We start from the raw sequence: 25,837 nt of genomic DNA on the forward strand, positions 1-25,837 counted from the left end.
ATCAAAAAGCAACATAGAAAGGATGAAGTTTCTCGTTTAAACAATACTCAATTCTTTGTCTAAAATTGTTCCAGGTGACCATTTCCAATGCTTGATTAATTGGAAAGAAACCGACCTCTAAACTTTCTGAGGAAGTTGTAAGTTCCCCTCCGGTGGGTCTTCCCAAAAATAATGTGTTACATATTGATTCCCTTACGTTTTGATAAACACCGCAAAATTTGATCACTTCAATATCTATTCCGCTTTCTTCCTTTGTCTCCCTGATTGCAGCTTCTTTTAAAGATTCCCCTTCTTCAACCTGTCCACCAGGCATTTCCCAGCCTCTTCGCGGGCCTTTAATTAATAAGATTTCTTTTTGCTCATTAAGTACGATAGTTGCTGCTGAAACAATATGTTTTGGTGTCGGCATAACTTGACCTCACATTTATAGAATATCTTATTAATTCGGTACGTTTCTCCTTGCTCCTTCTTCAACCTGAAGAAATACCTAATTAGTTACATAGATTAATTCCATTCCTGAGCATTTTCAACTGGAATATCCTTAATTAGTGGTCTTTTATAGCTATTAAGCAATACTTATAAGTTATTACTAGGTTTATTTGAAGATTCGCAGGAAATTAGGGGGAGTAATCTTGAAAGCTATCGTTTATAACCAATATGGCCAGCCCGATGTTCTTAAATTAACAGAAGTGGAAAAACCTGAACCGGGGGACAATCAAGTACTAGTAAAAATTCATGCAGCATCCGTGAATTATGGCAACCTGGTTCTTTTGAAAGGCGAACCGTTCTTAGCCCGCTTTGCCTTTGGTCTATTAAAACCAAAATATTCCATCCCTGGAGGGGATATCGCAGGACAGGTCGAAGCCGTTGGCAAAGATGTTAAGCAGTTTAAACTCGGAGATGAGGTTTTTGGTGACTTATCTGGATGTGGATGGGCTGGTTTTGCCGAGTATGTATCTGTTCCTGAAAATGCTTTAGCACTAAAACCGGCCAATTTGTCCTTTGAGGAGGCTGCTGCGGTACCAATGGCGGGAGTCACAGCGTTGCAGAGTCTGCGGGATAAAGGTAAAATTCAGCACGGGCAGAAGGTACTGATTAATGGTGCCTCTGGCGGCGTCGGAACGTTTGCCATACAGATTGCGAAAGCATTCGGTGCTGAGGTAACGGGGGTATGCAGTACAAGAAATTTAGACATTCTTGAGTCGATTGGGGCAGACCATTGTCTTGACTATACGAAGGAAAGCTTTACTCAAAGGAGAGAGCGTTATGACTTGATTCTTGGTGTTAACGGTGGTCTTTCGCTTTCAGATTATAAGCGTGTTTTAAATCCCAACGGTATTTTTGTTCACGTCGGAGGTTCCAGCTCTCAAATGTTTCAAGCCATGGCACTGGGGCCTTTGATTTCTATGATTGGGAGTAAGAAAATAGGCAGCTTTTTACAAAGGGCAAACCAACAAGATCTAATTTATATGAAGGAATTGGTTGAATCCGGCAAGGTAAAGCCAGTTATTGACAGATGTTTTAGGTTGAGCGAAGTGCCGGATGCCTTTAGGTATTTTGAAGAGGGGCACGCACAAGGAAAAGTTGTCATTACGATTTGAAAAAGCGTCAAAATACAAATAAGTTTTGCATTCGGACTATCATCGGCCTTACCATGAGGATGCTGTCCGAATTTGACCCTCATTTGGACAGCTTAACCGCTATTTCATAAGGTTCCTGTCCGAACCTACTCTGACTTCGGACTACCTTCCTCCCTTTTCCGACGTTCCTGTCCGAACCTACCCTGACTTCGGACTAACCTTCCTCCTTTTCCCGACGTTCCTGTCCGAACCTACTCTGACTTCGGACTTACCTTCCTCCCTTTTCTGACGTTCCTGTCCGAACCTCCCCTGACTTCGGACAACCTTCCTCCCTTTTCTGACGTTCCTGTCCGAACCTACTCTGACTTCGGACAGCCTTCCTCCCTTTTCCCGACGTTCCTGTCCGAACCTACTCTGACTTCGGACTAACCTTTCTCCCTTTTCTGACGTTCCTGTCCGAACCTACCCTGACTTCGGACAGCCTTCCTCCCTTTTCCCGACGTTCCTGTCCGAACCTACCCTGACTTCGGAAACCTTCCTCCCTATTCCCGACGTTCCTGTCCGAATCTACCCTGACTTCGGACAACCTTCCTTCCTTTTCCCGACGTTCCTGTCCGAACCTACTCTGACTTCGGACTAACCTTCCTCCCTTTTCCGTCGTTCCTGTCCGAACCTACTCTGACTTCGGTCTAACCTTCCTCCCTTTTCCGTCGTTCCTGTCCGAACCTACCCTGACTTCGGACAACCTTCCTCCTTTTCCGACGTTCCTGTCCGAACCTACCCTGACTTCGGTCGACCTTCCTTCTTTTCTCGGACTATCATCGGCAACTTCCTGCTACTCCTGTCCGAATCGCCAGATCATTTAAAGGTTGCATCTAAACCCGTTAGAAAATTTGTGAGCTTTTTGTTAACTATTGCAATAATCATATTTTCTCCATATTTTCTGCAAAGTTTCCCTGTAATCTAGAAGAGAAATTTAGATTACGAGGAGGATACTTATGAAAAAAATCATTGCAACACTCGCTTTTGTATCAACAATGGCTTTAGGAACTTCCGTTTTTGCAGCAGGGGTGGCTGACTGTGCTCACATGGATAAAGGAAAATGTGCAGCAATGTGTGCAAAAGAAATGAACCGCGGTATTTCTGACTGTGCCACGTCACAAGATTGTCCAATGGAAAATGGATGCCAGTAATTATTAAACTCTAATTTAAAAAGTGCTCTCCGTATGGGGAAAAAGAAAGCAGCCGCTCATCCAACGACTGCTTTCTATAATACATATCTATTATGGAATTGTAGTCACATTTGCCAATTGAGTCACTTGTTCTTGAGTAAGAGCCGTTTCATAAATTCTCAGCTCATCCATTTTCCCTTTGAACGGAGTATCCCACCAGTTTACACCCAGAGTAAAGACTCCAGTTGAACCTGTAAAAACATCAGAAATTCCCACTCCAGTAAACTTAGCATCGAATCCAAAAGGTATTAGAAGGAGCGAACATTAAATTGGGTTCAGTTGTTTCAGACGTTTTGGGTGTTTCAGCTCGAGATATGCTTAACGCTATTGCCGAAGGCGAAGAGGATCCTGAAAAACTAGCAAACTTTGCACGTCACTCGATGAAAAAGAAGAAAGATGAGCTGGAACTCGCACTTAAAGGTTATATTCAATCCCATCAACGTCTAAACATTCTTGATTTTATTTGGTAGTTTCCTGTTCCATAAAACCTGGATTTTACAAAACTCAAAGTCATCGGGTTATCGTGTTTTTTAAGGGCCTTTATTACATCCTCCTCAAGAAACCACCTCGTTATAGAAAAATCCAATAAAGATTCCAAATCATTTCGAACGTTTTTTAAAGTTGGTGCTTTGTCTTTTTTAGTTACAATAACATCTTCTTCTGGTTGACAAGCCTCTCCGACTTCATCGTAAAAATCATCGTGTAATAAAAATTTATTAGGAGAATGGATAACCGCCAGGTTGTACCATTCAACAGGTCGTAATGAATATTTTAATAGTCTTTTGTGACATTGATTGCATAATTTATAAAGCTGGTCGGGATCATCGGACGGTTCTACCACATTAATTTAATTTATTTTACACGCTTCACAAAAATCACTTATCTTCACATTCGTGGAAATACTTAGAAGAAAAGTCATTATTCGAGGGGGATTTGAATGGATTTTTCATTTCTTATATTAGGGTTGCAATATTTCTTGTTGGTTATGGGTGGTTGCTTGATTGTTTTCATTCTAGTTTTAATTTTTTCCAATAGACACACAAGGAGTACATTAAATCAAATGGAAAACGAAAAAATGAATGAAATACAAGGAATGTATCGGTGAACAGTTTTCTGTGTTTCCGCAGTTTAAATATTAGCCCTTCCGGCAAAATGTAAAAATCATCCGCTTAAGCTGAGAAGGGCTGTTATACGGATGAGTGTGAACATAGCAATTATAATCAACAATTAGAAGTAAAGGAATTCAGGCGTTTCCCAATGCGTTTCGTAAAAGTCGTTTCGAAATATCAAAGTAGTAACCTATTTACAATAAAAAACTGGATATCGATTTAATCGTTCCAGTAGGTATGATTGATGTGAGGTTTTTCTTATCATTTTCCTTCAACCATTTTCCACCTAATTTAGCGAACATTTAAGTACTTTATTATTAGGACAATCTGCATCGGTCCCTAGTATCGGCCCCACCTACGGCAGATACATAAATTGGTTAATTTTGGTATTATGCCCAATTTATCTGTCCGTAGTTTAGTCTAACATCAGGATAGGCCTAACTTTTGCTTTTACGAGCAAAAAACAACAAAAAGGCACCCGGATTGGCTCATCCGAATGTCTTTTGTCTAAAATCTGAGGCGAAAAACAGTAGTTTTTCGCCTTTAATCTTTTATGAATTAGAAAAAAACTATTGTACATTATTGAAGTACTAACTTATTAATTAGCTTCTCTTTCGCCAGCCAAGCTCCTCCAATGACCCCTGCGTTATTGCCTAGTGTGGCAATAACAATCTTGACACCATGTGCAACCCTCGGAAAAGCGAATTGAATAAATTCCTCTTTCAGAGGTTTCAGCAATGTATCACCAGCTTTTGAGACTCCGCCTCCAATAACGATTTTTTCAGGATTTAAGCCATTGGCTAAATTAGCAAGGGCCAATCCTAAATGGTAGGCAACCTCACCTATGACTCTGTTGGCGAGTTCATCCCCTTCGTTTGCAGCGTCAAAAACACGCTTGGCAGACAGGGGCTGTCCATCATAATAATCTCGTAATATACTAGTCTCGTTGGTAGAAGCTAATTCCTCCATTGCCAAACGGACAACTCCTGTTGCGGATGCTACCGTTTCCAGACATCCTGATTTCCCACAATTACAAGGTGAACCATCTTTAGGAACGGATGTTATATGACCTATTTCACCACCGGCTCCATTTACACCATTCACAACCTCCCCATTGACGATAATTCCACCTCCTACACCTGTGCCTAATGTGACACAGATTAAGTTTTTAGCCCCCTTGCCGGCACCTCTCCACATTTCACCGATTGCAGCAATATTAGCATCATTGTCCACAACAACCGGCAGGGATGTTTCCCTCTCAAGAATGGTTTGTAAAAGGAATCGTTCCCAGCCTAGGTTAACCGCCACTTCAACGGAACCATCCTCCGAATTCACAGGGCCCGGCGCACCGATTCCGATTCCGACTAACTGATTTTTTGTTTGATTTAATTCTTCTAACTTTTGATCAATCGATCTTGCAATCGATACAGGTATGTGTTTGCCCTTATTACTTATATCAGTATCGATCTCCCAGCTATAAATGATGTCACCCTGCAAACTGATAAAAGCCATTTTAATCGTGGTCCCGCCTATATCAACACCAACTAACCATCTTTCTTCCATAACCATTCACTCATTTCCTTCATGTTTTCCCACTCCGAAAAGCCCCATTTTTACAAAAGAGGCTCCTCGATTGAGAAGCCTCTTGTTAAGTTTGAGAATTGTCTAGCTCCAACGCCCAGTGACTAACGGGCGCTTCTGCCTTTCTCATTATTTTACAGCCGCAGCTGTTTTTTCAAGATTAACCCATTGTCCTTTTTCAGCGGATTCAAGGATTGCATCTGCAATTAATTCAATCTGGTAGCCATCATTGAAGTTAGGTGAGAATTCAGTACCCTCACTGATTGCTTTAAAGAAATCATATGTTTCAATGATCTTTGTTTCGCCGTAACCAATACCTAGAGCAGGGATTGGCCATAATCCTTCACCGTAAGGAGTAGCTGGTCCTGTGTAAACAGTTCTGAAGCCTTTTGCATCACTTGGATCATCTGCAAAGCAAACTTGAAGCTCGTCACGGCGCTCATAGTTAAAGTATAAAGAACCTTTTTCCCCATGAATTTCAAAAGTTAGGAAGTTGTTGCGGCCATGTGCATTACGAGTTGCCTCGATCGTTCCAATTGCACCATTATCGAATTTGACCATGGTGATAAATTCATCGTCTACATCAACAGCTGCTTTTGGCACATCGTCGCCTCCAGCTTTCACTGTACCTAACTTGTCGATGCCGCCAGTTTGAATTGGTCTTTCAGGAATCCATGTTTTTGTGATCGCATTTACATCTGTAACTTCACCTACAAGGTAACGAGCATAATCAACCACGTGTGTTCCGATATCACCTAGAGCACCTGATCCAGCAATTTTCTTTTGGAAGCGCCATGATAATGGAGAATTCGGATCAGCAGACCAGTCTTGTAAGTATGTTCCACGGAAGCTTAGAACTTTACCAATTCTTCCTTCTTCAATATATTTTTTCGCAAGAGCAACAGCTGGTGTTCTTCTGTAGTTAAAAGCAACTGCGTGTTTTACACCTGCAGCTTTTACTGCTTCTAACATTTCCTTCGCTTGTTCAGCGCCTAATGCTAATGGCTTTTCACAGATAATATGCTTGCCAGCTTTTGCTGCTGCAATCGCGATTTCAGCATGAGTATTGTTTGGAGTAACAATATCGATGACATCGATTTCTGGGTTGTTAACAACATCTCTCCAGTCAGTTGCATAGTTGTCAAAACCTAATCTTGCTGCTGCATCTTTAGCTAATCCTTCGTTAACGTCTACTACTGTGTGACGATGAGGAATTGCTGGTGCTGGCCAGAAAAACATTGGCATACCTGCATATGCAAGTGAATGCGCCTTACCCATAAATCCTCCGCCGATCATACCTACGTTTAATTTTTTCATTTTAGTATCCTCCCACTATTATCTTCTTATTTTTAAAAGTTTGATATTCCTAATAGATGAAACGTTTATGCTTGATTTACTTTATCAAATTGATTTAAATAGCTGCGGCTGATTTTAGCCCCTTGTTTTGGCTCTGGGTAGCTGTCTAACTCAACCGTAATCCAGCCATCATAGTTTGCCTCTTCTAACACTTTAACCATTTCATCAAATTTTTGATGCCCTTCCCCTAATGGTAAAAACTCACCATTGGCATAATCTTTGAAGTGAACATATTTGATTCGGTCCACATATTTTCTGATGACAGCCACTGGATCTCCACCGCCAGCTTCAATGTGAGCTGTATCTGGGCAAAAGTTAATCTTTGTTAATGGCATTAGTTTATCTAATTGTTCAGGAGCCTGAACGTTCGTTCCTAAATGCGGATGATAACTTGCAATCAGATTATATTTTTCAGCAATTTCAACTACTTTATTAAGTGCATTACCAAGAGCCGTATAATCGCTTTCAAGAATGCCGTTTGCACGCACCGCTCCGCCGCCGATTACCAGGTGGATTGCACCTGCTTCTGATGCGAATTGTGCTACACTTTCGATTTTTATTAATTCTTCTTCTAAAATATCAGGGAAAATAAAATTCCCGCCTGTATATACACCAACCAAAGATAAAGAATGGTCATTCATTAATTTTAAAAATTCTTCTTTTTTATCTTTATATTGCATCAGGTTTCCATCGAAGATTTCAAAGCCGTCATAGCCAGCTTCCGCAATGTCCTTTAATGCTTCTTCCGTTGATCCATAGGCAAGGTAGTAATTATCCTTCACACAAGTCACACCTGCCGGATGACCAACTACGCCGCCCCAAGTATTTGTTTGATAACCTAATTTCATTTGATTACCTCCATATCTTTTGGAATTTAGTGTGCCATATTTCATCCTATAAAAACCGAAGCAACTCACCTTCAATTATAGTAATCGATTACATTTTCGCTAAAATTATTACTCTTCACCTTCAATAATATTAATATTTAATCAAAGTAATAAAAAACCTTAATGTAATCCATTACATTTTTGTTTACAGATGAAATGCTGTTTCCTATAAGAAAGTAATGATGTATCCCTATCTATTACTAGTCCTCACTATCATCTGACAAGAAAATAGATGTTGTATCGCTTACATGAATTATTGTAATCGATTACACCTAAATTTGCAACAACTAAATTTCGATTGTCACAATTTGTTCACGATAAGTGTAGGAGGAAAGGAAATTGTAAATATAGTTCCCTTTCCTTGCGAACTATCAACATGTATGGATCCGCCTAATCGCTCAATAATTTCTTTACATACACTTAAACCTAATCCAGTCCCCTTTTCTTTTGTTGAGAAAAAAGGGATATACAACATCGCCCTTGCTTCTTCTGACATCCCACATCCATTATCCTTGATGACGATTGTGGCAAATTCATTTTGAACAGACGCAGATAGATAGATTTCTCTTTCATGCTGATCGTCAATTGCTTCCATGGCATTCTTCATCAAATTCATGATTACTTGTTTTAATTGGTTAGTTGGGATATTCAGTACAACGTCATCATCGGCAGTGGAAGTAGAGAGTCGGATATTCCTTAATATTGCTTCACCTTCATAGAGCATGGCCATCTCTTTGATCAGTTTATTCAGGGATGTTTTTTGTGCCAAAGGATGTTGTGGCTTTCCTGCATCCAAAAATTCATTAATGATTTGATTTACACGATCAAGTTCTTCTATCATCACATCCGCATAATATTCCTTGCCTATTTCCTTCAAATCGGGCTTTAGTAACTGAATAAAACCTTTTATGGTCGTCAATGGGTTACGGATTTCATGAGCGATACTAACTGCCAGCTTTTCAAGATGTTGACGATGGGCCATATCTAACGCTGCCAACTTACAGACTTGCAACGGAGCCACCATCAACTCGAAGGTTTACACCATTAATAAAAGAAGCCTTTGCGGATGCAAGGTACACAACAGCTGAAGCAACTTCCTCCACCGTCCCTGGCCGTTTCACTTCAACATGCGGACGATTTTCCTTAAGAAATTGCTGGATAGCTTCATCATAACTGATGTTCAGCTTTTTGGCATTATCCTTCAACAGGTCCTCAAGCATAGGTGTCATGATAAACGCAGGCGATACCGTATTGACAAGTATTCCTTCTGCGGCATATGCCTTGGATAAGCTTTTTGTAAAATTAATCAGTGCTGCTTTAGAAGCATTGTAATGAGGCATGAATGCGTCTGGTTGAATGCCGGATTCTGATGAAATGTTAATAATGCGGCCAAATCCTGTTCTTTTCATAAAAGGAATAATTGCTTTAGTTACACGTACAGTTCCAAAAAGATTGACGTCAAAAATATGCTGCCATTCGTCTATATCCAATGATTCAAAGTCATCAAATCCACTTGCAATCCCCGCATTATTAACGAGGATGTCGACGGTTTTAAAACGATCAATAGCAGAAGCAACAAGATGGTCGACGTCTGCTCGTTTCGTTAAATCGGCTTGAATAGCAAGAACACGTCCTCCGGTTTTTTCGATTTCAGCGGACGCCTCATTTAACGCTTCCGCGCCGCGTGCACAAATTACAACGTTGGCACCTTCTTCCGCAAACGCCATGGCAATTGCTTTCCCAATACCTTTACTGCTGCCAGTCACAAGTGCGGTTTTATTTTTTAATTCCAGATTCATTTTTTCATCCATTCCTTTCTATACTAACCTGATAAGATTGTAGTTACCAAATAAGGATTAACTCTAGCTGATACACAGCTCGGAGTTAATCCTTATGTATGTCCAATATTAATTTTTCACTGAAGCCTCAAATAATTCTGCATGGATAGGTTCAGCAACAATGGGTTGAACAGCTTTTATGAATCTTTTAAAGTGAGGGGTTTCCTCATGCAGTTGAATCGCTTCTTCATCCTTCCATTTCTCAACAAAGATAAAGCCGTTCGCCTCTTCCGGATTTTCATAATATTGATAACTAATATTTCCGGACTCCGCTTGAGACGGTTTTGTTACAAGCCTTGCCTCTTCCAAGAATATTTCACGATAAGGCGCATTTACCTTTATGCTTGCATGAATGATAATCATGGTACATCCCCCTTAATTGTTGATGGTATTTCTAAAAAACTAACCTGCGTGTTTTTCTAATACGATTTCGTTTTTATTATTTTCTTCGGAAGGAAGCTTCATAAACTTCATTAGATAAGCACCAAGGAAATACGTGCCCGCAAAGATCCAAATAACCCCTTTTGCACCGATAAGTCCGATAAATAACCCAACAATTGCCGGTGCGATAAAGTAGGACATCCCTGCACCAAAACTTACTATCGCCATCGCAGACCCTTTATTTTCAGGAGCCAGCGATGCTACAAGAGCTGAAAGTGGGACGAAACCACAAAGAGTAATCCCCATTAGAATACCGACAATATTCAAGGCTAAGAAACTGCTGCCAAAAACCTGCGGCGTGTAAAGCATAACTAATAACATGACACCCATGCCGAAGCTGCCAAGCCATTGAATCGTTTTTTGCCAGCCTAACCATTTATCACTGATGTAAGGAATGATTAGGTTAAAGATGATATTTGCAAACCACATGGTTCCCCACATTTGCAGAAACTGTTCAGTGGTGAATCCATAATTCGACTTCAAGTACATCGGGAAAAAGATTGGCAGTGAACCGATCCCCGTCGAATTGATAATCCGGACCACTCCTCCGAGCGCCACTTTCGGCTGTTCGATACAAATGGTGAATCCACTCATTAAGCTCTTGAGCTTTTCCTTCGGATTTCCCTTTTGTTCTTTTCTTACATCACCTTTTACTACAATAAGACCAACAATTCCTCCGACTAATACCCATGCTACAGCACTCCACAATAACCCGATATATCCAATCTTCGGAAGCATGTAAGCAGGGAAATAACTTCCTACAACATAAAGTCCGCCGCTCCACGCTGCCCAGAACAAACCTACAGCTGTTGCCAAAATCCGCTCTGGACTGCGATAAGTAACCCACACTAAGAAAGAGTAGCAGAATAAAGGATAACCTAAACCACGAATCCCATAAGTAGGGAGCATAATAGCAAAATTGTTTAACTTTAAACCATATTCAATAAATAGAACCTGACCGATTAACCAAGTAACAAGACCGATAACCATTACTCTCCTGGGTCCCCACATCTCGGTGAGTACACCTGAAAAGTAAGATGCAATTGCCAACACAGCACCATATACAGCAAATAGAGTCGCGGATTGTTGAACGGTCAATCCCTTTTCAATCAGATATGGAGACAACCATGCGTGCTCGAGACCGTCACCGGCCATAAAAATTAACGTTGCAACAAATCCCCAAACGACTCCCATTGGAAGTCCGCCTAAAGTACGTTCTTGACCTACAAGCGTTTTCATTTTTAACACCTCTATTTTTATTAATTGGGTGCGGGGGGACGGTTCCTTAAGCCCACCACATTTCCGATACTTGCTCTTTAAACAAAGTTCCTTTTAACAGTGTGATTGCTTTCATTAAGCCTTCATCGATAGAAGCCAACATATCTTCATGTTCAATGGAAACCACGTAATCATACCCTACTGCACGAAGTGTACTGATCATATCTTTCCACATTTTTTCGTTATGGCCATAGCCAACTGAGCGGAAGGTCCATGAGCGATCCAATACTTGACTGTAATGCTTCGTATCGAGAACACCATTCACCTTGATATTGGCTTGGTCTAAATAGGTATCTTTTGCATGGAAATGGAAGATCGCATTTTCACGGCCTAATTTTTTAATGGCCTCAACTGGATCAATTCCTTGCCATACCAAATGACTTGGGTCAAAGTTAGCTCCGATGTTCGGTCCTGCATGTTCTCTTAGTTTTAGTAATGTTTCCGGATTATAGACAACAAAGCCTGGATGCATTTCGAAAGCAATTTGGTGAATCCCATGCTGTTCAGCGAATTTTGCCTCTTCTTTCCAGTACGGAATAACCACATCATTCCATTGCCACTCTAAAACTTCTGTATATTCAGAAGGCCAAGAGCAGGTCACCCAATTTGGAAACTTGGCACCCGGATGATCCCCTGGACATCCAGCAAAACCATTGATAACTGGTACCTCTAACTGTTCAGCCAGTAAAACCGTTTTTCTCCATACATCATGCGCCTCTTTGGCAGCCTTTACATTAGGATGTAGAGGGTTGCCATGGCAGCTTAGTCCGCTGATGGTTAGTCCCCTGCTTTCAATCGCCTGTCGGAACAATTTGATTTTATCTGGATTCCCTAACAATTCATCGGGATTACAATGACTGTTCCCTGGATAGTTACCGGTCCCTAACTCAATGGTCTCTACTCCCATTTGGGCTAATTTATCTAACATGGCTTCGAAAGGAAGATTTTGATATAGAACAGTAAATACACCTAGTTTCACACTAAAACCTCCTTATTCATCTGAACTTTCACCCATTTTTGCTGCTCATGGCTTTCCAGAATGGCATCCGTAATCGCCATTGAAATATGACCGTCTTCAAATGTGGCGAAATTCGGTTTATCCTGGAGCGGATCTTTGCCTTCACGAATGAACGTATAAACATTGAACATCATATTTTTCAGAGCATCAGGCCAGCCTTCATTATGTCCACCAGGATGATGGATGGCTGATTTTGCTTCCGGTGAGAAGAGTGCTGGATCGGCAAGCAGGATTTCATTCGGCTTATCCCTGTGCCCCATCCATAATTTTTCAGGCTCTTCTTGGTTCCAATATACAGAACTCTTGCTGCCATTAATCTCAAAGCTTAGTCGATTTTTTCGGCCTGCACTTACTTGTGAAACAGTGAAGACTCCTCTTGATCCATCTTCAAAACGAACTAGTACGGATGCATAGTCTTCTGTATTGATTGAAACATCTTCATATTCTAAATCTTCAGTACTTTGTGTGCTGAAAGTGGCCACACTTCCAATTGCTTTCTTTCTAACTGGAATGACCGTTGCTAAATCAGCAAATACTTCTACAATCTTTTTACCGGTAACAAATTGAACGGTGTCACACCAATGAGACCCGATATCTGCTACTGCGCGAGATTTTCCGCCGACTTCCGGTGCTAAACGCCAGTTAAAATCCGTTTCATATAGTAACCAATCCTGCAAATAGCTTCCGTGAACCAAATTCACTTTCCCAAGGTCACCGTTAGCAATTTTAGCTCGCAGGTTTTGCACACTCGCATGCTGTCTGTAATTAAAGTTCACACCATGTACAACACCCTGTTTTTGAGCCAATGCCAACAATTCCGCTGATTCTTCACTATTCATCGCAAGCGGTTTCTCTGAGATCACATGTTTACCTGCTAAAATAATTTCTTTATTGATCGCAAAGTGCACATGGTTTGGGGTACAATTATGAACTACCTGAATTTCGCTGTCACGCAGCATTTCACGGTAATCTCCGTATGCTTTCGGAATTCCAAGTTCAGCTGCCTTTCTTTCCGCTTGTTCTTGACTCGTCTCGGCTAATGCTACGACTTCCACGAATCCAAGTCTTCTGATTGCTTCAATATGTGTCGGGCCAATGAAACCTGTCCCGATGATTCCTACTTTTATTTTTTCCATTTGTTTTCCGTCCTCCAATCGAACTTTTCGATTCACCCAAGAATGAGTAGAAGTCATTTGGTGTAATCGATTACACTACCTTGCAAAAAAATATGTGTTTAGTCCTAGTAAATAAATAATTTACCTATCCTTCAAACTTCTATAAATGTAATGGATTACATTTTCGTCGAAAAAAATTTGAATTTATTCATACATTTAAATTAAGAAATAACCTTTCAGAATAAAATACCTTTTCAATTAGCACTAAAATATTTTACTCTTTTTTTCGACACCCTTATTGTAATCGATTACAGTATAGAATTCAATATTTTTTTTAAAACTTCCTCGATTCTTTTTTAATCAGAATGATAAAAACTGTTCTGGAACCAATAGAATCGCTGGTCCCCTAATAATGATAAAAAGGGAGTGAACCATTATTAAGTTCACTCCCCTTTTGTTTTTCATTATTTTAATTCTAACAGGAATAAGCTAAACTACTCTTCTATGGTAAGTTCTTTGCATGATTCACGGACAATGAGTTTATCAGGAAGAATAAATTGATCTTTCTCTATTTCTTCATCTTTAATTAATTTTAACAGTAAACGCATCGCTTTTTGACCCATATCAAACGTTGGTTGTGCCACGGTTGTTAGAGCAGGTTCAAAAATTGATGCAAATTGAATATCATCAAAGCCAACAACAGATAAATCTTCTGGAACTCTTAAACCTTTAGATTTAGCGGCTTTAATGGCACCCATAGCCATTTCATCATTACCGGCAAAAAGGGCTGTAGGAGGATTCTCTAGTGACAAAAATTTCATCATTAAATTAAATCCACTTTCAAAAGAGAATTCGCCTTCCTGTACAAAACTTGGATCCACAGACAGGCCGTGTTGCGCCATAGCTTGATGAAACCCCCTACATCGATCTCGTCCAACGACAATATTCAAGGGTCCGGAAATATGTCCAATTCTCTTGTGGTTTAAGCTAATTAAATATTCGGTTGCCTTTCTTGCACTGCTAACATTATCAATGGAGACCGTAGGCAGCTTGGAACCCTCATAGTATTCACACGCCAATACTACAGGGTAATCCTGGGATAAATCTTCTAATATTTTTTGATCGGTCCTTGCCGTTAATAATATCAACCCATCTGCTTTTTTCTGACCTAATATCGTTAAAAAACTAGTTTCGCTTTCGACATCGTTTCGCGCATCTCCTAGAAGTACTTGATATCCGTTTTCGATGGCAACGGATTCAATTCCGCGCAGCACCGCAGAAAAGAAAGTATTGGTTATATCAGGAACCACCACAAGAATTGTTTTGGTTTCAGATCTTCTTAATTGTCTTGCCAGCATATTAGGCTGGTAATTTAATTCTTTTATGGCTTCTAAAACTTTTTCAGCTGTTTCTTTTTTTACAGTCCCTGCATTACTTATGACTCGGGATACTGTGGCCGTTGAAACATTTGCCATTTTTGCAACATCCGCAATTCTGACCATGTATTGCTTTCCCCTTCAATGTTCGTTTACATTTATTGTAATCGATTACATTGAGAATTACAATAATTTTCGTAAATCAGCCATAAAACGGTATCATTTAAAAACATTTTTCTCCAACAACCTGAAATTAAATGTAAATCAGCCTATAAAAATTGGGCTTGCACAACATAAACATCTGCATTGTATAAAAAATTCGCGATTAGACCCTACTAAGGGTAAGGTGGTTTCATTATCAATGTTTTAAAAAAACATGTAAAAGGCGGTAGTTATACAATGACTAAATTCCTGCTCTTTTTCTTATTCTTTGGGTTAAGTATAGCATTTGCTTTCCTAATTGATCTCCTGATGGGAGTAAAAGTTTCCCTGGCCATGAGTAATTATAAAAGAACCTTCTCTTTTATGACATTACCTGAATACCTCATTTCGTTCGCCTTTCTACTTACCATGATCATTCCGCCCATTTTATCTTTTTTTTAAAAAAAGAGAGACACAAGGAAGGCATGATTTTTACTTGTTCGGTTTTTAGTTATGATATCAGTTTGTTGCTAACTGAATCGTTTCCGAATCAAATCAACAAAAAATCGGCAATATGTAACGGATAATAAATGCCCCTTCTTCGAGATGTTCGATCGCATTGATCGCAATGAGGATCGAAAGGAAAAGGATGATAATCCCTGTTGGTAATACGAGTTTATTGGGCTTCTCTATTTTGAATAAATGGGCCGCAACATTGATTGCGGCAAAACAATAGATCGAGATTTTAAAAAAAAGCCAATAATTAATGCAAGAATGACAATCGGATCCAAACGTTGCAGAAAATCAGCGATGTTAACTTTACTAATTGTTACAAACAAAGGAAATGTAGCCCGGCTGTACATATCCGCCTCGTGTACCGCCGACAATCGCTTGTGTCCAACCGTTAACTAGGATCACTTTATCACCAGACAAAATCGATAATATTAATCCATTCCAATCCTTAACCACTTTTACTTCTCCGATGGTCAAAGCATTATCTTTTATAAAATCAAAAATGTTTTTTTCCGGTATTCTGTTTATGTGTGTCTCATCAATAGAATCAATCATCAAGGAACGCATAACAAATTCACTAACCATATTCTGATCGGCTAAGCCAGATGTATAGATTGCTGCAATTATCGCCTTCGGGTTTCCCATCTCGAATTCCCGAATCACAATATCAGGACTGTTTCCCACCTCTTGCCTGAGCTGCTGGAGGTTGTCTTTTAGATGATGATGAAGGGAAAGTCCACCATTTTCCCTCGATATTTCTTTATCTATACTATGTTTTTTTGCTTCCTTTTTTTATCAAATAAACACCTATGAAACTACTCCAAATGGCTGCTTCGATTTTGTATTCTTTTAAAATTTGAAACAGCTTCATTTATTTCAGATGGACAAATTGAACGTACAAACCTTTCCATTTAATCAGGGTTAAAATGATTAGAAAAAGAGGGGGAATTGTTTAATGAATATAGATAGTGGTTTGAAGAAAATCTAATGGCTTTTTCATTCCATAAGTATTCAATATGTCAAAGGATCTTTACCTGGGTAATCAAAAACTCCTAGACCACATATAAATCGAGACTAGGAGAGATGCAACCGCTAATATAGGAAAGGAAGTGTACCAAAATCCTTATTTAAAACTGACGGTGCCTCAAAAAAATATCCCAAGTAGTAGATTGCTACTTGGGACACTAATTTTAGTTGTATTATAAATTTTATTATTTAAAATTTTCCTTTGTATCTAGTGCCCAGTTTACATAAGCGGCCCTCATATCAACATTTTTCTTATCAACAACTACAGTAGGCACATTCTGAATCTTATCAATAGAGTATCCAAGAACTTGATGCATAAAAACGTTTTTAATTAGTTCACGGCCCATATCAACAGTACCAACATCAACAGTAGCAGTCAGTTCGCCTTGACGAATGGAATCAAAACCGGAATTAAGGCCGTCTGCACCAATAACCATGATGCCTTTCTTACCATCCCATAGTTTTAAGCCGCGTGATTTAACTGCCTGTACCGCACCTAAAGCCATTTCCTCATTCTCTCCATAGATTAAATCGACTTTCGGATTGGATTGTAACAAGTTCTCTGCTGCACTCATCCCTTTATCTCGAACATAATCACCGCGTTGTTCTGCTACAATTTTCATACCTGGATATTCTGAAATTGCCTCTTCGAAACCTTTTTTACGTGAAGTAGCCCAGTATCCAGGTACACCCCAAATTAGTACAATATTTCCTTTTCCTTTCAACTTCTCAGCGGCATATTTGCCAACCTGGTATCCTGATTGGAACTCGTTGTTATAAGTGATTGCTGCAGTCGCTTTTAAATCCTTTTCATTCCACAATTCTGCTGGATAATTAAACAAATAAATCTCCGTTCCCTTTTTACGTGCCTTTTCATAGACGGCGTTCATGGAATCAAAATCGCCTCCAGAACACACTAATATTGCATCAAATCCTAGTGAAGTCCAGTTTTCAATTGTAGCCACTTGTCTCTCAACGGAAGAAAAATCATCCGGTGCAGCCACTTCAAACTCGAAATTAACTCCAAAACGATCATGAATTTCATTCATCATGGTGTAGGCACTATGGATAAAAATATCATAATGTTCAGAAGCAGCAGGTGGTGCAAATCCAATTTTAAGTGTCTTTCCTTGCGCTTGTTCCTTCACAAATTTTTCAAAATTGCTATCTCCCCATTGATAGACGTTTCCAGAAGATTTTTGTCCTTGAGATGACGAAGTCTCTTGACTATTACTGCAACCTGACAATATCAATCCTACAATAGAGAAAAGTAGAATACTTAACTTGATTTTTTTTAACATGATTTAACCCCCTTAAATTTAAGATCAATAGTTTTGCATGAACAGGCTAACATTTTTAAGTCACCCTGCTTAATTATTTTTTTTAAAATCTCCATGTCTAAGAATTTTTTAATTTGCCTTTGAAGTAACCCGTTAAAACCGGTACTGTGGCTGCCAGTAGAATAATAAAACCTACCACGATCGTCTCCCAAAACGGATCAACATTCAGAAGATTCATAGCATTTTTAATCAGATATAAAATGACGGCTCCAATTGCTGTTCCAATTAAGGTTCCTTTACCTCCATTTAAAGCTGTTCCTCCAATGATTGCGGCTGCAATGGCTTCTAACTCGTAGCCTCTGCCCATTTCAGGCTGAACTGTAGTAAGGCGGGAAGCCAGCAGAATACCTGCAACAGCAGCGATTAATCCAGAAAGCGCATACACCTTAATGAGAAGCCTATCCACTTTGATACCGGAGATACGAACCGACTCTTCACTACTGCCTAAAGCAAGAATATGCCGGCCAAATTTCATTTTCCGATAGACAACTAGGAGCAGGATTAGTAAAGCGGCCGCTACGATAACTGGGAATTGCACTCCCAAAATGCGGCCATTTCCAATAAACTGAAAACCTTCTGTCATATATGAACGAAAAGGAATGGAACCAGTCCAAACATATAGGACGCCTCTGATAATAATCATCATTGCTAAAGTAGCCATAAAAGGTGATAAATTTAATTTAGTTATGATAATCCCATTTGTAGCACCTATTAAAACACCCAGGAGTAAAGCAGCTGAAATGGCGATGAAAACATTAACCTCCTGATTAAGAAGCCATGCCACCATGCCACCACATATCCCACAAATGGAACCAACTGACAAATCAATTCCACCTGTTGAAAGGACAAAAGTCATACCAAATCCTAATATCATGATGAAGGTAGCCTGTTGTAAAACGTTTAATAGATTTGTAATGGTTAAAAAATGCTCTGAGGCAAATGACATAACTACCATAATTACTGCGAGAACTATGAAGATACCCGTGAGATATCGATCAAATTTCAGCGGGACTCCATAAGAATGATGCTTTTGGATAACTTCCAGACCTTTATTATCCAATTTTGTACCCCTCCTCTGAAGTGTCTATATTGCTTAATTAGCTTTTTCTAGATAGATAACGCTCAATAGCTACTGCAATAATAATGATGATCCCAGTGATGATTAAACGATAAAACTGATCTACCAATAGAAGATCCAAGCCGTTTGCAATAAGTCCAAGAATCAGCGATCCCATCATTACCCCAACCATACTTGCCTTACCACCAAACATACTTGTACCACCGATGGCTGCTGCAGCTATAGCATATAATTCATATCCATTTCCCATTAAAGGCTGTACTGACGTTAGGCGTGAGGTCAGAAGGATACCAGCTACTGATGCCAGTAACCCCGAAAGTGCATAAACACTTATATTGATTCGATCAGTGGACACACCCGATAGGCGCGCTGCTTCTTTATTGGAACCTGTTGCGATAATAAAACGTCCATACTTAGTAAATTTAAAAAGAAAATACAGTAAGAAAAAGAGGACCAATGTGATCAAGAATGGCATTGGAATTCCCAGCACATCTCCCTGGGCAAGAAATACAAATCCTGGAGTAGCAAAACTACTAATTGGTTCCTCTTTAGTTAGTAGAGTTAACAGTCCCCGGGCTATATATAGCATGGCAAAGGTTACTAAAAAGGCTGAAATTTTTAGTTTTGTAATGATTACTCCATTAATGAGACCAATTAGGAATCCTAGAATTAATCCTCCCAAGATCGCAATCCACATATTTAAACCACTCATCATCAGCCAGCCGGTAACCCCGCCAGTGAGTCCTAGAACCGATCCCACTGATAAATCGATACCACCCGTTGAAAGCACAAACATCATTCCAAAAGCAATAATCATGATAAATATTGATTGCACTAATAAGTTAGATATATTATCAAACGTTAAAAAACTTGGGATCATCACTGTCAAAAACAGGGACAATAGGATGAGAATAATGAATACCCCAACTCCATCCAGTTTGAAAAAGGAGAGAAGACTTTGTTTATCTTTAGACGTTTTGCTAGAATTCTCTGCAATCTTAGTATTAATCATCACCTATGTCCTCCTGAAGCGTAGTACATAATGTTCTCCTCTGTAGCCTCTTCACGAGAAAACTCTTTTACAAATTCACCTTTATGCATAACATAGATACGGTCGGAAAGTCCTAAAAGCTCTGGTAGATCAGAAGAGACCATTAAAATGCCTCCGCTATTCTTTACAAACTCTGACATTAAATTGTAAACTTCGACCTTTGCACCTACATCAATACCGATAGTTGGTTCGTCAAAAATCAACACTTTCGGCTTAGAGAAAAGCCACTTAGCTAATATTACTTTTTGCTGGTTTCCACCACTTAACAATCTAACTTTTTGATGTACAGTAGGTGTCTTAATGCCCAGACGTTTTTTATAATCTTCCGCTGTTTCTATTTCTGCTTTTTTCTTTAAAATAAATTTTGCTGAAAGAACACGATTAATAGATGCAAGAGTGATGTTTTTACTTACATCCATTTCTATTAAAGCTCCGTGCAATTTTCGGCTTTCCGGAAGCAGGCCAATCCCAGCCTGAATAGCATCACGCGGGGTTCGGATTCTAGTTTCTTTACCGTTTACTCGGATGCTGCCTGAACTGATTTCGTCAGCACCAATTACTGCCCGGACGGTTTCGGTACGTCCTGAACCAGCAAGCCCGGCAATCCCTACAATTTCCCCTTCCTTAATATGGAAGTTAATGTTTTTCAAAGTTCCTGGCTGGTTTAAATCTGTAACACGTAAGACTTCTTCACCGGTAGGAACTGTTTCCTTTGCAATAAAGTTCGATATCTCACGGCCTACCATCATGGAAACAAGCTGGTCAATATTTGTCTCATTAGAATTGACTGTTGTGATATGCTTGCCGTCACGCATGACATGAAAACGATCAGCAAGTAAGAATAACTCTTTCAGATGATGTGATACGTAAATAATGGATACTCCTTGTTCCTTAAGCGCCCGAATGAAATCAAATAAAACTTCACGTTCGTGTTCCGCAAGAGCTGCGGTTGGTTCATCCATAATGACAACTGAAGCGCTAATTGAAAGTGCCTTGGCAATCTCGATGACCCGATTTTTCAGAGCACCAAGTTCCATTACTGGTTTTTTTAGATCTTCTATAGTAGAAAAGAAGTTTCGATAAAGTTTTTCTGTCTCTTGGTACATTTCTTTTTCAGCTAAAATCTTCACTGCACCGCCAAGATAAGATTTATAAATTTCTCGTCCGAGATATACATTCTCAACTGCAGTTAAATGAGGAGCTAGTGTGGGTTCTTGAAATATTGTACTAATACCAAGTTCCTGAGCATGTCTAGCATCCTTTATTTCTACAGATTTCCCCAGAACTTTGATTTCTCCACTATCCTTCTGATATAAACCAGATAAAATCTTAATTAAAGTAGACTTACCAGCACCATTTTCTCCTACCAGGGCTAGAACTTCTCCTTTTCGTACATCTAGTGAAACGTTATCAAGTGCCTTTACACCAGGGAATTCCTTTGTGATTCCGGTCAACGAAATCAGCACGCTATCATCTTCTACTACCATTTGTTGTCCTCCATTCCTATATAATCTACTTACGCATTGATAGTAGTAAGCTAGTTTGTAATTCGTAAAATAACTAGCAAGTGAATAGTAGTAAAGACCTAGAAATTATAGAAAAAAATTTTACAGAGATCTAGATTGTAAACGATTTCAAAATCATTTGGTTTTCTCCAACTAGATAAACAAATAGTAAACTTCTTGCAAGGTTTCTTACTTTGAACTTACGTAGCTGGCAGTATACAACCCTCTATAATCTTTTTTATTACACCACCCGCAAAATGGATGTTCATCCATCAGCCCCACTTTGCGGGAGTCTACTATTATAAAACCTTTGACGTGAGTACGTTTTTGTAAGTTCTATGATTTATTTAGCTCTCATATTAAGCTTGTTGTAAGTTCTTCTTTGCTGCTTCCACTCTTCCGAACAGTTCGTAACTAGTGATAACGTCTCCGTAGTTCATTTGGATATTTCTTAAAAATTCCCAATGTTGTCCATAGCCTTGTGGTGTATCATCTGTATGGAAGCTAGGCACTGCTGCCGCACAGTCCGCAAGCACGACTACCTTGTAATTTTGATTCCATGCGTCGATTGTCGTCGTAATTACGCAGTTAGCAGTTGAGATACCAGCGATTACAAGAGTATCTGAGCCATTTTCTCTCATGAATTCCCCTAGTGCCGTACTTTGGAAGGCGCTGAAACGGCTTCTTCTTACAACCGGTTCTCCTTCCCTTGGCTCAAGCGTACCGGAAAAACTGTCGGTCTGAGGATTGCCCCAGCTTGCTGGTGACTCAGGAGTTCCACAGTTTAATGCTGGCCATTTTAAAGCACAGATTCCTTTGTCATGCCCATCAGGACGAAGTCCCCACTGTGAAAATACGATTTGGCTGCCTTCCTGACGGAAACGTTCAAGGACTTTTTCAACCGGTGCAATAACGTCTTGACCGCTAGGAGCGCCACCTACACTCGGAATATATAACGCGCCTTCTGGATCGTTACACATCGGTTGCATATCCAATACAAGCAACGTAGTTTTCTTCGGATCAATCTCCTTTGCAATCATGGAACTTCTATCAATTACCTTATCAATATTTTCGTATGTGAATTTTAGAGACATTCGAATTCCTCCTTAAATTTTGGTTTTTTTCAATTAATATATAGCAAATCGAATCTTAAAGATCTTTGATCGCTTCAAGTGCTGCTTGTGCACATTCAACGTCCTGCTCTGGTGAACCGCCAGAGACACCAATACCGCCAACCAGCTGGCCTTCAAGAAAAATGGGTAGGCCTCCACCTAAAATGGTCATTTTGTCAACTTGCAATAGTCCTTGTAGTACTGCCGGATTATCTTTAATCGCTTCGTACCAATCAGCTGTAGGCATTCCAAATCCAAGTGCGGCATAAGCTTTCGTTTGGGCGATTTGAGCTGGAAGAATATTCGCACCATCCATTTTAATAAATCCGGATAAGTTCCCGCCGTCATCAACAATGGCAATGTTTTGTTTTATTCCCAACTCTTTAGCCTTACTAATAGCCAAATCGAACATTTTAAGAACCAACTCTTGCGGCAAAACCGCTTTTTTCGGTATAGATAATACAGCCATTTTTTTTCAATCCCTTCATTTTGTAAATTTTAATAATTTAATAGAATATATAATTGATACATTTATTTACGAATTAAAAAGTTCCGTTAATCCAACTTCTCTTTATTTTCGAGCAGTCATGGTACTCTTTGGTTCCCTATCTGCAAGGACGGGTAACGTTCATGCACTTTAGGATCGTGGGCAGGCAGTACGATAGCCTCCATCCCGCGTATCAGATCCATTGCGGCTACTACATTTTCGAAGCTGTAATAGTAACCAATGGGGATATTTGCTTCCAGGTTTTCGTACATGTAGATCTCATCACCGGGAATAATGACGGTACCCTGCGTGGTCTCTACAGTCACTATTTGGTGGCCGGGGCTGTGGCCGCCGGTCCAGATGACTCGGATACCCGGTAATACCTCTGCTTCACCCTCTACTAACTGAAGGCGTTCCCACGCCTCGTCCACCAGCCAGCCGAACACTTCACGCGGGAAGCCCACCTGGGGAGCGTAGCGCTTATTTTCAGGACTTAGATTATAGTGCCACTCGCGACGGTTGATGATGATTCGAGCATTCGGGAAGAGGCGAGCATTTATATAGTGGTCAAAATGTAAGTGCGTTAGTATTAACATATCTACGTCCTCGAGCGCCACACCTGCATCTCTCAGCAGCTCCTCCGTTGTTCGACTTGGAGCGGAAACGAAGGACCTCTCCTGTTCTTCGGTCAAATAGTCTTCTAAGTTATCTATCCCGGTATCGATAAGAATGGTATGTCCTCTGCCTCTTACAAGATAGAAGTTTTGCACGATCTTGACCGGATCGTGTCGACCGAAAGCGTGCAGATAAATGACGGTACCCGGTGCGACCCACTCCCCATTGTTCAAGATGTTGACGGTGTACATAAACTTAGTTCACCCTTTCTGATGTTTTGCTGCACTTTTTCAACCGTCGTCAATGACTAACGAGCGAGTTCGTAAAGTCTATACCTCTCCTCCGCGTCTGCTGCTAGCTCTATACCCAAACCCGGTCCTTCAGGCGCGCTGACGTAACCGTCTTTCAAGAGTATAGGTTCTTTCAGCATTCCTTCCCAACCAGGGCCACCATAGGCATCATACTCGATCAATGGGGCATTAGGGCATGACAAAATCAGATGCAGACCCGCAGCTAAGCCGACACCCATTCCGGACGAACAGGCAATATGAGGGACGCAGGTAATGTTCCAAGCACTGGCCATGTCAGCTACACGCTTAGCCTCAGAGATGCCGCCAACGCTCACACAGTCAGGTTGGAGCACGTCGAACGCTTTTGGCTCGAGAAGGTCTATATATTCGTAACGAGAGAGCATGGATTCGCCACCAGATAACTGCATATTGACGCGTTCGGATAACCAGCGATGTTCGTGGATGTATTGACTTAAGCTTCTGGACCTGATCGGCTCCTCTAGCCAAACGACGCCAAGTTCCTCAAACACACGAGCCATCCTGAGAGCAGTCCTCCGATCATACGCCATGTTAGCGTCCACCATCAGATCCACCTTATCTCCTACCGCCTTCCGCACTCCAGATACAATAGCCTCGTCGGTCTCCAATCCTAGTCCAACCCTTAACTTCAATGCCGTATAGCCATCCTCAACCGCTTTCACACACTCCGGCACGATTTCCTCAGGTCCTTTCAGACTCGGTGCAAAGTAAGCTCTCACTTTCGTTTTGGCCGCCCCTAGGAGCTTATAAATAGGCTGATTGGTGATCTTACCGAACAGATCCCATAGTGCAATATCAACACCACTTAAGGCATAAGTCTCAATACCACGTCGTCCCCACATATGGGTGGCACTAAACATTCGCTCCCAAAGCATAGCGATTTGTGTAGGATCCTCACCGATAAGTAGGGGGGCAAGTCTCTCATTGATGATGGGGCCGACTGTCGAAAAGTACTCTGCCGAGAACCCCGCCTCCCCTATTCCGTATAAACCCTCATCGGTGGAGACCTGTACAATAATACCTCCCTTTACGTTGACTTCCATGGCTCCCCAACGTAGAGGCTGATCAAGCTTTACACCTAGCGGGAATGCCCTTACATTAGTAATCTTCATTTCTATTCCCCTTTCCTTTCCTTAAGATGAGGGATTAAATCAGCCCAATCATAATCTTCTACGTAATACTCTTTAACGTTGTATTTTAAGGTATTGGTATCAGCCAATGATTTAGGTCCAGGGAAGCCGATCACTTTCCAACCAACGTAATCCTTGTTACCCCCGTATACCGGGTCGCAATAGTATCCTTGACGAGTGTGCAGAACCAAAGCACTGAAGAAGTCTAATCCCTCGTCAAACGTACCTTGGAGAAAAGTATTATGCTCACCCGAAGTATCAAATTTCATATGTTCCGGCTTCGGCCTTCCTGAAAGCTCAACCAGAACTCCATCCTGCTGTTCTTCACTTGAATTCTTAAAAGTAGAACCGTACTTCTTATGCGAGATTTCGTCTAGCTTTTGGATCCCCTGACGATAGGTCTCCTGCATATCTGCCATACGTTCTCGCCAAGCTTCTACCTCTTTGCCTGCAATCTTCAGAAATCCTCTACCGTCTGCTGACGCATAAATGTAGTCTATACTCGAAAGGTAACGGTCTATAAATCGAACAACGCCAGCCTCTCGGGCTCCAGGATCATGATCTGTTGGTATAATCCGAGCTGTCGCCTCTTCGATTGTTTCCCACTCATGTTGGGAAAAAAATAAGCGAGTGTCTGACTCTTGATCTACTGGAGAATTTATAACCGGCCAATCTGCTTTGCTTGTCATAAGAAACACC

At 40.5% G+C, this 25,837-nt stretch carries 26 protein-coding genes and 1 pseudogene; 4 read left to right on the forward strand and 23 right to left on the reverse strand.

All coding sequences use genetic code 11. The features are described from left to right. Position 1: 1 nt before the first annotated feature. Positions 2-409, reverse strand: a complete 408-nt coding sequence (locus COD92_RS18990) for an NUDIX hydrolase (protein WP_098530985.1) — start codon at positions 407-409, stop codon at positions 2-4. A gap of 223 nt (positions 410-632) precedes the next feature. Here COD92_RS18990 and COD92_RS18995 point away from each other — a divergent pair, with 223 nt between their 5' ends. Both COD92_RS18995 and COD92_RS19000 read left to right on the forward strand, forming a co-directional pair. Beyond that, positions 633-1,601: an NAD(P)-dependent alcohol dehydrogenase gene (locus tag COD92_RS18995; RefSeq protein ID WP_098530984.1), complete on the forward strand. Its 969-nt coding sequence runs from the start codon at positions 633-635 to the stop codon at positions 1,599-1,601. Between the two features lie 977 nt (positions 1,602-2,578). After that, positions 2,579-2,773 carry a hypothetical protein gene (locus COD92_RS19000; RefSeq protein ID WP_098530983.1) on the forward strand — a complete coding sequence of 65 codons (195 nt, stop codon included), beginning with the start codon at positions 2,579-2,581 and terminating at the stop codon, positions 2,771-2,773. 90 nt (positions 2,774-2,863) lie between these two features. On the opposite strand, the gene COD92_RS19005 is transcribed toward COD92_RS19000, so the two are convergent. Further along, positions 2,864-3,028, reverse strand: a complete 165-nt coding sequence (locus tag COD92_RS19005; protein WP_255286674.1) for a LamG domain-containing protein — start codon at positions 3,026-3,028, stop codon at positions 2,864-2,866. A 53-nt stretch (positions 3,029-3,081) separates the two neighbouring features. Between COD92_RS19005 and COD92_RS19010 the strand changes: the two genes are divergently transcribed. Beyond that, positions 3,082-3,282 (forward strand): hypothetical protein, encoded by a 201-nt coding sequence (locus tag COD92_RS19010; protein WP_255286673.1) that lies wholly within the window; start codon positions 3,082-3,084, stop codon positions 3,280-3,282. 1,218 nt (positions 3,283-4,500) lie between these two features. On the opposite strand, the gene COD92_RS19020 is transcribed toward COD92_RS19010, so the two are convergent. From COD92_RS19020 to COD92_RS19065, 10 genes are all read right to left on the reverse strand, one after another. Then, positions 4,501-5,484 (reverse strand): ROK family glucokinase, encoded by a 984-nt coding sequence (locus COD92_RS19020; protein WP_098996482.1) that lies wholly within the window; start codon positions 5,482-5,484, stop codon positions 4,501-4,503. A 147-nt stretch (positions 5,485-5,631) separates the two neighbouring features. Beyond that, on the reverse strand, positions 5,632-6,819 hold the full coding sequence (locus COD92_RS19025) for a levoglucosan dehydrogenase (protein ID WP_098530981.1): 1,188 nt from the start codon (positions 6,817-6,819) through the stop codon (positions 5,632-5,634). Positions 6,820-6,884: 65 nt separating this feature from the next. Next, the gene (locus tag COD92_RS19030) at positions 6,885-7,706 is read right to left on the reverse strand and encodes a sugar phosphate isomerase/epimerase family protein (protein WP_098996463.1); all 822 of its coding nucleotides are present in this window, start codon (positions 7,704-7,706) and stop codon (positions 6,885-6,887) included. Positions 7,707-8,046: 340 nt separating this feature from the next. Further along, positions 8,047-8,727, reverse strand: coding sequence for an ATP-binding protein (locus COD92_RS19035; protein ID WP_218014479.1), 681 nt, complete (start codon positions 8,725-8,727; stop codon positions 8,047-8,049). Positions 8,728-8,743: 16 nt separating this feature from the next. Continuing rightward, positions 8,744-9,544, reverse strand: a complete 801-nt coding sequence (locus tag COD92_RS19040) for an SDR family NAD(P)-dependent oxidoreductase (RefSeq protein WP_176550457.1) — start codon at positions 9,542-9,544, stop codon at positions 8,744-8,746. A gap of 108 nt (positions 9,545-9,652) precedes the next feature. Continuing rightward, positions 9,653-9,946: a putative quinol monooxygenase gene (locus COD92_RS19045; protein WP_098996466.1), complete on the reverse strand. Its 294-nt coding sequence runs from the start codon at positions 9,944-9,946 to the stop codon at positions 9,653-9,655. Positions 9,947-9,985: 39 nt separating this feature from the next. Next, positions 9,986-11,263, reverse strand: coding sequence for an MFS transporter (locus COD92_RS19050; protein WP_098996467.1), 1,278 nt, complete (start codon positions 11,261-11,263; stop codon positions 9,986-9,988). A gap of 46 nt (positions 11,264-11,309) precedes the next feature. Further along, positions 11,310-12,281, reverse strand: coding sequence for a sugar phosphate isomerase/epimerase family protein (locus COD92_RS19055; protein ID WP_098530975.1), 972 nt, complete (start codon positions 12,279-12,281; stop codon positions 11,310-11,312). Further along, positions 12,278-13,513, reverse strand: a complete 1,236-nt coding sequence (locus COD92_RS19060) for a Gfo/Idh/MocA family protein (RefSeq protein WP_098530974.1) — start codon at positions 13,511-13,513, stop codon at positions 12,278-12,280. The genes COD92_RS19055 and COD92_RS19060 overlap by 4 nt, the downstream gene beginning before the upstream one ends. A 416-nt stretch (positions 13,514-13,929) precedes the next feature. Next, entirely contained in the window at positions 13,930-14,937 is a 1,008-nt protein-coding gene (locus tag COD92_RS19065) for a LacI family DNA-binding transcriptional regulator (RefSeq protein WP_098530973.1), read from the reverse strand. Between the two features lie 273 nt (positions 14,938-15,210). On the opposite strand from COD92_RS19065, the gene COD92_RS33620 reads away from it, so the two are divergent. Continuing rightward, a complete protein-coding gene (locus COD92_RS33620; protein ID WP_098530972.1) occupies positions 15,211-15,414 on the forward strand; it encodes a YczF family membrane protein in 204 nt (67 codons plus the stop codon). A 93-nt stretch (positions 15,415-15,507) separates the two neighbouring features. Here the strand turns inward: COD92_RS33620 and COD92_RS33405 are convergent. The 11 genes and pseudogenes from COD92_RS33405 to COD92_RS19120 all read right to left on the reverse strand — a co-directional run bounded on the left by COD92_RS33405 (position 15,508) and on the right by COD92_RS19120 (position 25,827). Next, positions 15,508-15,815, reverse strand: a pseudogene (locus COD92_RS33405) (GerAB/ArcD/ProY family transporter). After that, positions 15,775-16,110 carry a spore germination protein gene (locus COD92_RS19075; protein ID WP_255286672.1) on the reverse strand — a complete coding sequence of 112 codons (336 nt, stop codon included), beginning with the start codon at positions 16,108-16,110 and terminating at the stop codon, positions 15,775-15,777. Before COD92_RS19075 ends, COD92_RS33405 begins: the two are co-directional and overlap by 41 nt. Before the next feature lie 566 nt (positions 16,111-16,676). Continuing rightward, on the reverse strand, positions 16,677-17,792 hold the full coding sequence (locus tag COD92_RS19080) for a sugar ABC transporter substrate-binding protein (protein WP_098530970.1): 1,116 nt from the start codon (positions 17,790-17,792) through the stop codon (positions 16,677-16,679). Positions 17,793-17,889: 97 nt separating this feature from the next. Continuing rightward, positions 17,890-18,891 (reverse strand): ABC transporter permease, encoded by a 1,002-nt coding sequence (locus COD92_RS19085; RefSeq protein ID WP_098530969.1) that lies wholly within the window; start codon positions 18,889-18,891, stop codon positions 17,890-17,892. A 37-nt stretch (positions 18,892-18,928) separates the two neighbouring features. Further along, on the reverse strand, positions 18,929-19,921 hold the full coding sequence (locus COD92_RS19090; protein WP_098530968.1) for an ABC transporter permease: 993 nt from the start codon (positions 19,919-19,921) through the stop codon (positions 18,929-18,931). Beyond that, positions 19,921-21,447, reverse strand: a complete 1,527-nt coding sequence (locus tag COD92_RS19095) for a sugar ABC transporter ATP-binding protein (protein WP_098530967.1) — start codon at positions 21,445-21,447, stop codon at positions 19,921-19,923. The genes COD92_RS19090 and COD92_RS19095 overlap by 1 nt, the downstream gene beginning before the upstream one ends. A 377-nt stretch (positions 21,448-21,824) precedes the next feature. Next, positions 21,825-22,559, reverse strand: a complete 735-nt coding sequence (locus COD92_RS19100; protein ID WP_098996468.1) for a cysteine hydrolase family protein — start codon at positions 22,557-22,559, stop codon at positions 21,825-21,827. 55 nt (positions 22,560-22,614) lie between these two features. Next, a complete protein-coding gene (locus tag COD92_RS19105; protein WP_098532432.1) occupies positions 22,615-23,046 on the reverse strand; it encodes a GlcG/HbpS family heme-binding protein in 432 nt (143 codons plus the stop codon). A 116-nt stretch (positions 23,047-23,162) separates the two neighbouring features. Then, on the reverse strand, positions 23,163-23,930 hold the full coding sequence (locus COD92_RS19110; protein WP_098532431.1) for an N-acyl homoserine lactonase family protein: 768 nt from the start codon (positions 23,928-23,930) through the stop codon (positions 23,163-23,165). Positions 23,931-23,986: 56 nt separating this feature from the next. Next, on the reverse strand, positions 23,987-25,120 hold the full coding sequence (locus COD92_RS19115; protein WP_098532430.1) for a mandelate racemase/muconate lactonizing enzyme family protein: 1,134 nt from the start codon (positions 25,118-25,120) through the stop codon (positions 23,987-23,989). Positions 25,121-25,122: 2 nt separating this feature from the next. Further along, on the reverse strand, positions 25,123-25,827 hold the full coding sequence (locus tag COD92_RS19120) for a gluconate 2-dehydrogenase subunit 3 family protein (protein ID WP_098532429.1): 705 nt from the start codon (positions 25,825-25,827) through the stop codon (positions 25,123-25,125). Positions 25,828-25,837 lie beyond the last annotated feature (10 nt).

It is taken from the genome of Bacillus sp. AFS037270, assembly GCF_002585305.1.

Bases quoted from the DNA above. Each gene is read 5' to 3' on its own strand.
- COD92_RS19050 (WP_098996467.1), bottom strand. From the start codon at position 11,263: ATGAAAACGCTTGTAGGTCAAGAACGTACTTTAGGCGGACTTCCAATG.
- COD92_RS19025 (WP_098530981.1), bottom strand. From the start codon at position 6,819: ATGAAAAAATTAAACGTAGGTATGATCGGCGGAGGATTTATGGGTAAG.
- COD92_RS19090 (WP_098530968.1), bottom strand. From the start codon at position 19,921: ATGATTAATACTAAGATTGCAGAGAATTCTAGCAAAACGTCTAAAGAT.
- COD92_RS19045 (WP_098996466.1), bottom strand. From the start codon at position 9,946: ATGATTATCATTCATGCAAGCATAAAGGTAAATGCGCCTTATCGTGAA.
- COD92_RS19120 (WP_098532429.1), bottom strand. From the start codon at position 25,827: ATGACAAGCAAAGCAGATTGGCCGGTTATAAATTCTCCAGTAGATCAA.
- COD92_RS19040 (WP_176550457.1), bottom strand. From the start codon at position 9,544: ATGAATCTGGAATTAAAAAATAAAACCGCACTTGTGACTGGCAGCAGT.
- COD92_RS19065 (WP_098530973.1), bottom strand. From the start codon at position 14,937: ATGGTCAGAATTGCGGATGTTGCAAAAATGGCAAATGTTTCAACGGCC.
- COD92_RS19030 (WP_098996463.1), bottom strand. From the start codon at position 7,706: ATGAAATTAGGTTATCAAACAAATACTTGGGGCGGCGTAGTTGGTCAT.
- COD92_RS33620 (WP_098530972.1), top strand. From the start codon at position 15,211: ATGACTAAATTCCTGCTCTTTTTCTTATTCTTTGGGTTAAGTATAGCA.
- COD92_RS19115 (WP_098532430.1), bottom strand. From the start codon at position 25,120: ATGAAGATTACTAATGTAAGGGCATTCCCGCTAGGTGTAAAGCTTGAT.
- COD92_RS19100 (WP_098996468.1), bottom strand. From the start codon at position 22,559: ATGTCTCTAAAATTCACATACGAAAATATTGATAAGGTAATTGATAGA.
- COD92_RS18990 (WP_098530985.1), bottom strand. From the start codon at position 409: ATGCCGACACCAAAACATATTGTTTCAGCAGCAACTATCGTACTTAAT.
- COD92_RS19020 (WP_098996482.1), bottom strand. From the start codon at position 5,484: ATGGAAGAAAGATGGTTAGTTGGTGTTGATATAGGCGGGACCACGATT.
- COD92_RS19080 (WP_098530970.1), bottom strand. From the start codon at position 17,792: ATGTTAAAAAAAATCAAGTTAAGTATTCTACTTTTCTCTATTGTAGGA.
- COD92_RS19110 (WP_098532431.1), bottom strand. From the start codon at position 23,930: ATGTACACCGTCAACATCTTGAACAATGGGGAGTGGGTCGCACCGGGT.
- COD92_RS19000 (WP_098530983.1), top strand. From the start codon at position 2,579: ATGAAAAAAATCATTGCAACACTCGCTTTTGTATCAACAATGGCTTTA.
- COD92_RS19060 (WP_098530974.1), bottom strand. From the start codon at position 13,513: ATGACTTCTACTCATTCTTGGGTGAATCGAAAAGTTCGATTGGAGGAC.
- COD92_RS19035 (WP_218014479.1), bottom strand. From the start codon at position 8,727: ATGGCCCATCGTCAACATCTTGAAAAGCTGGCAGTTAGTATCGCTCAT.
- COD92_RS19095 (WP_098530967.1), bottom strand. From the start codon at position 21,447: ATGGTAGTAGAAGATGATAGCGTGCTGATTTCGTTGACCGGAATCACA.
- COD92_RS19075 (WP_255286672.1), bottom strand. From the start codon at position 16,110: ATGGGAAACCCGAAGGCGATAATTGCAGCAATCTATACATCTGGCTTA.
- COD92_RS19105 (WP_098532432.1), bottom strand. From the start codon at position 23,046: ATGGCTGTATTATCTATACCGAAAAAAGCGGTTTTGCCGCAAGAGTTG.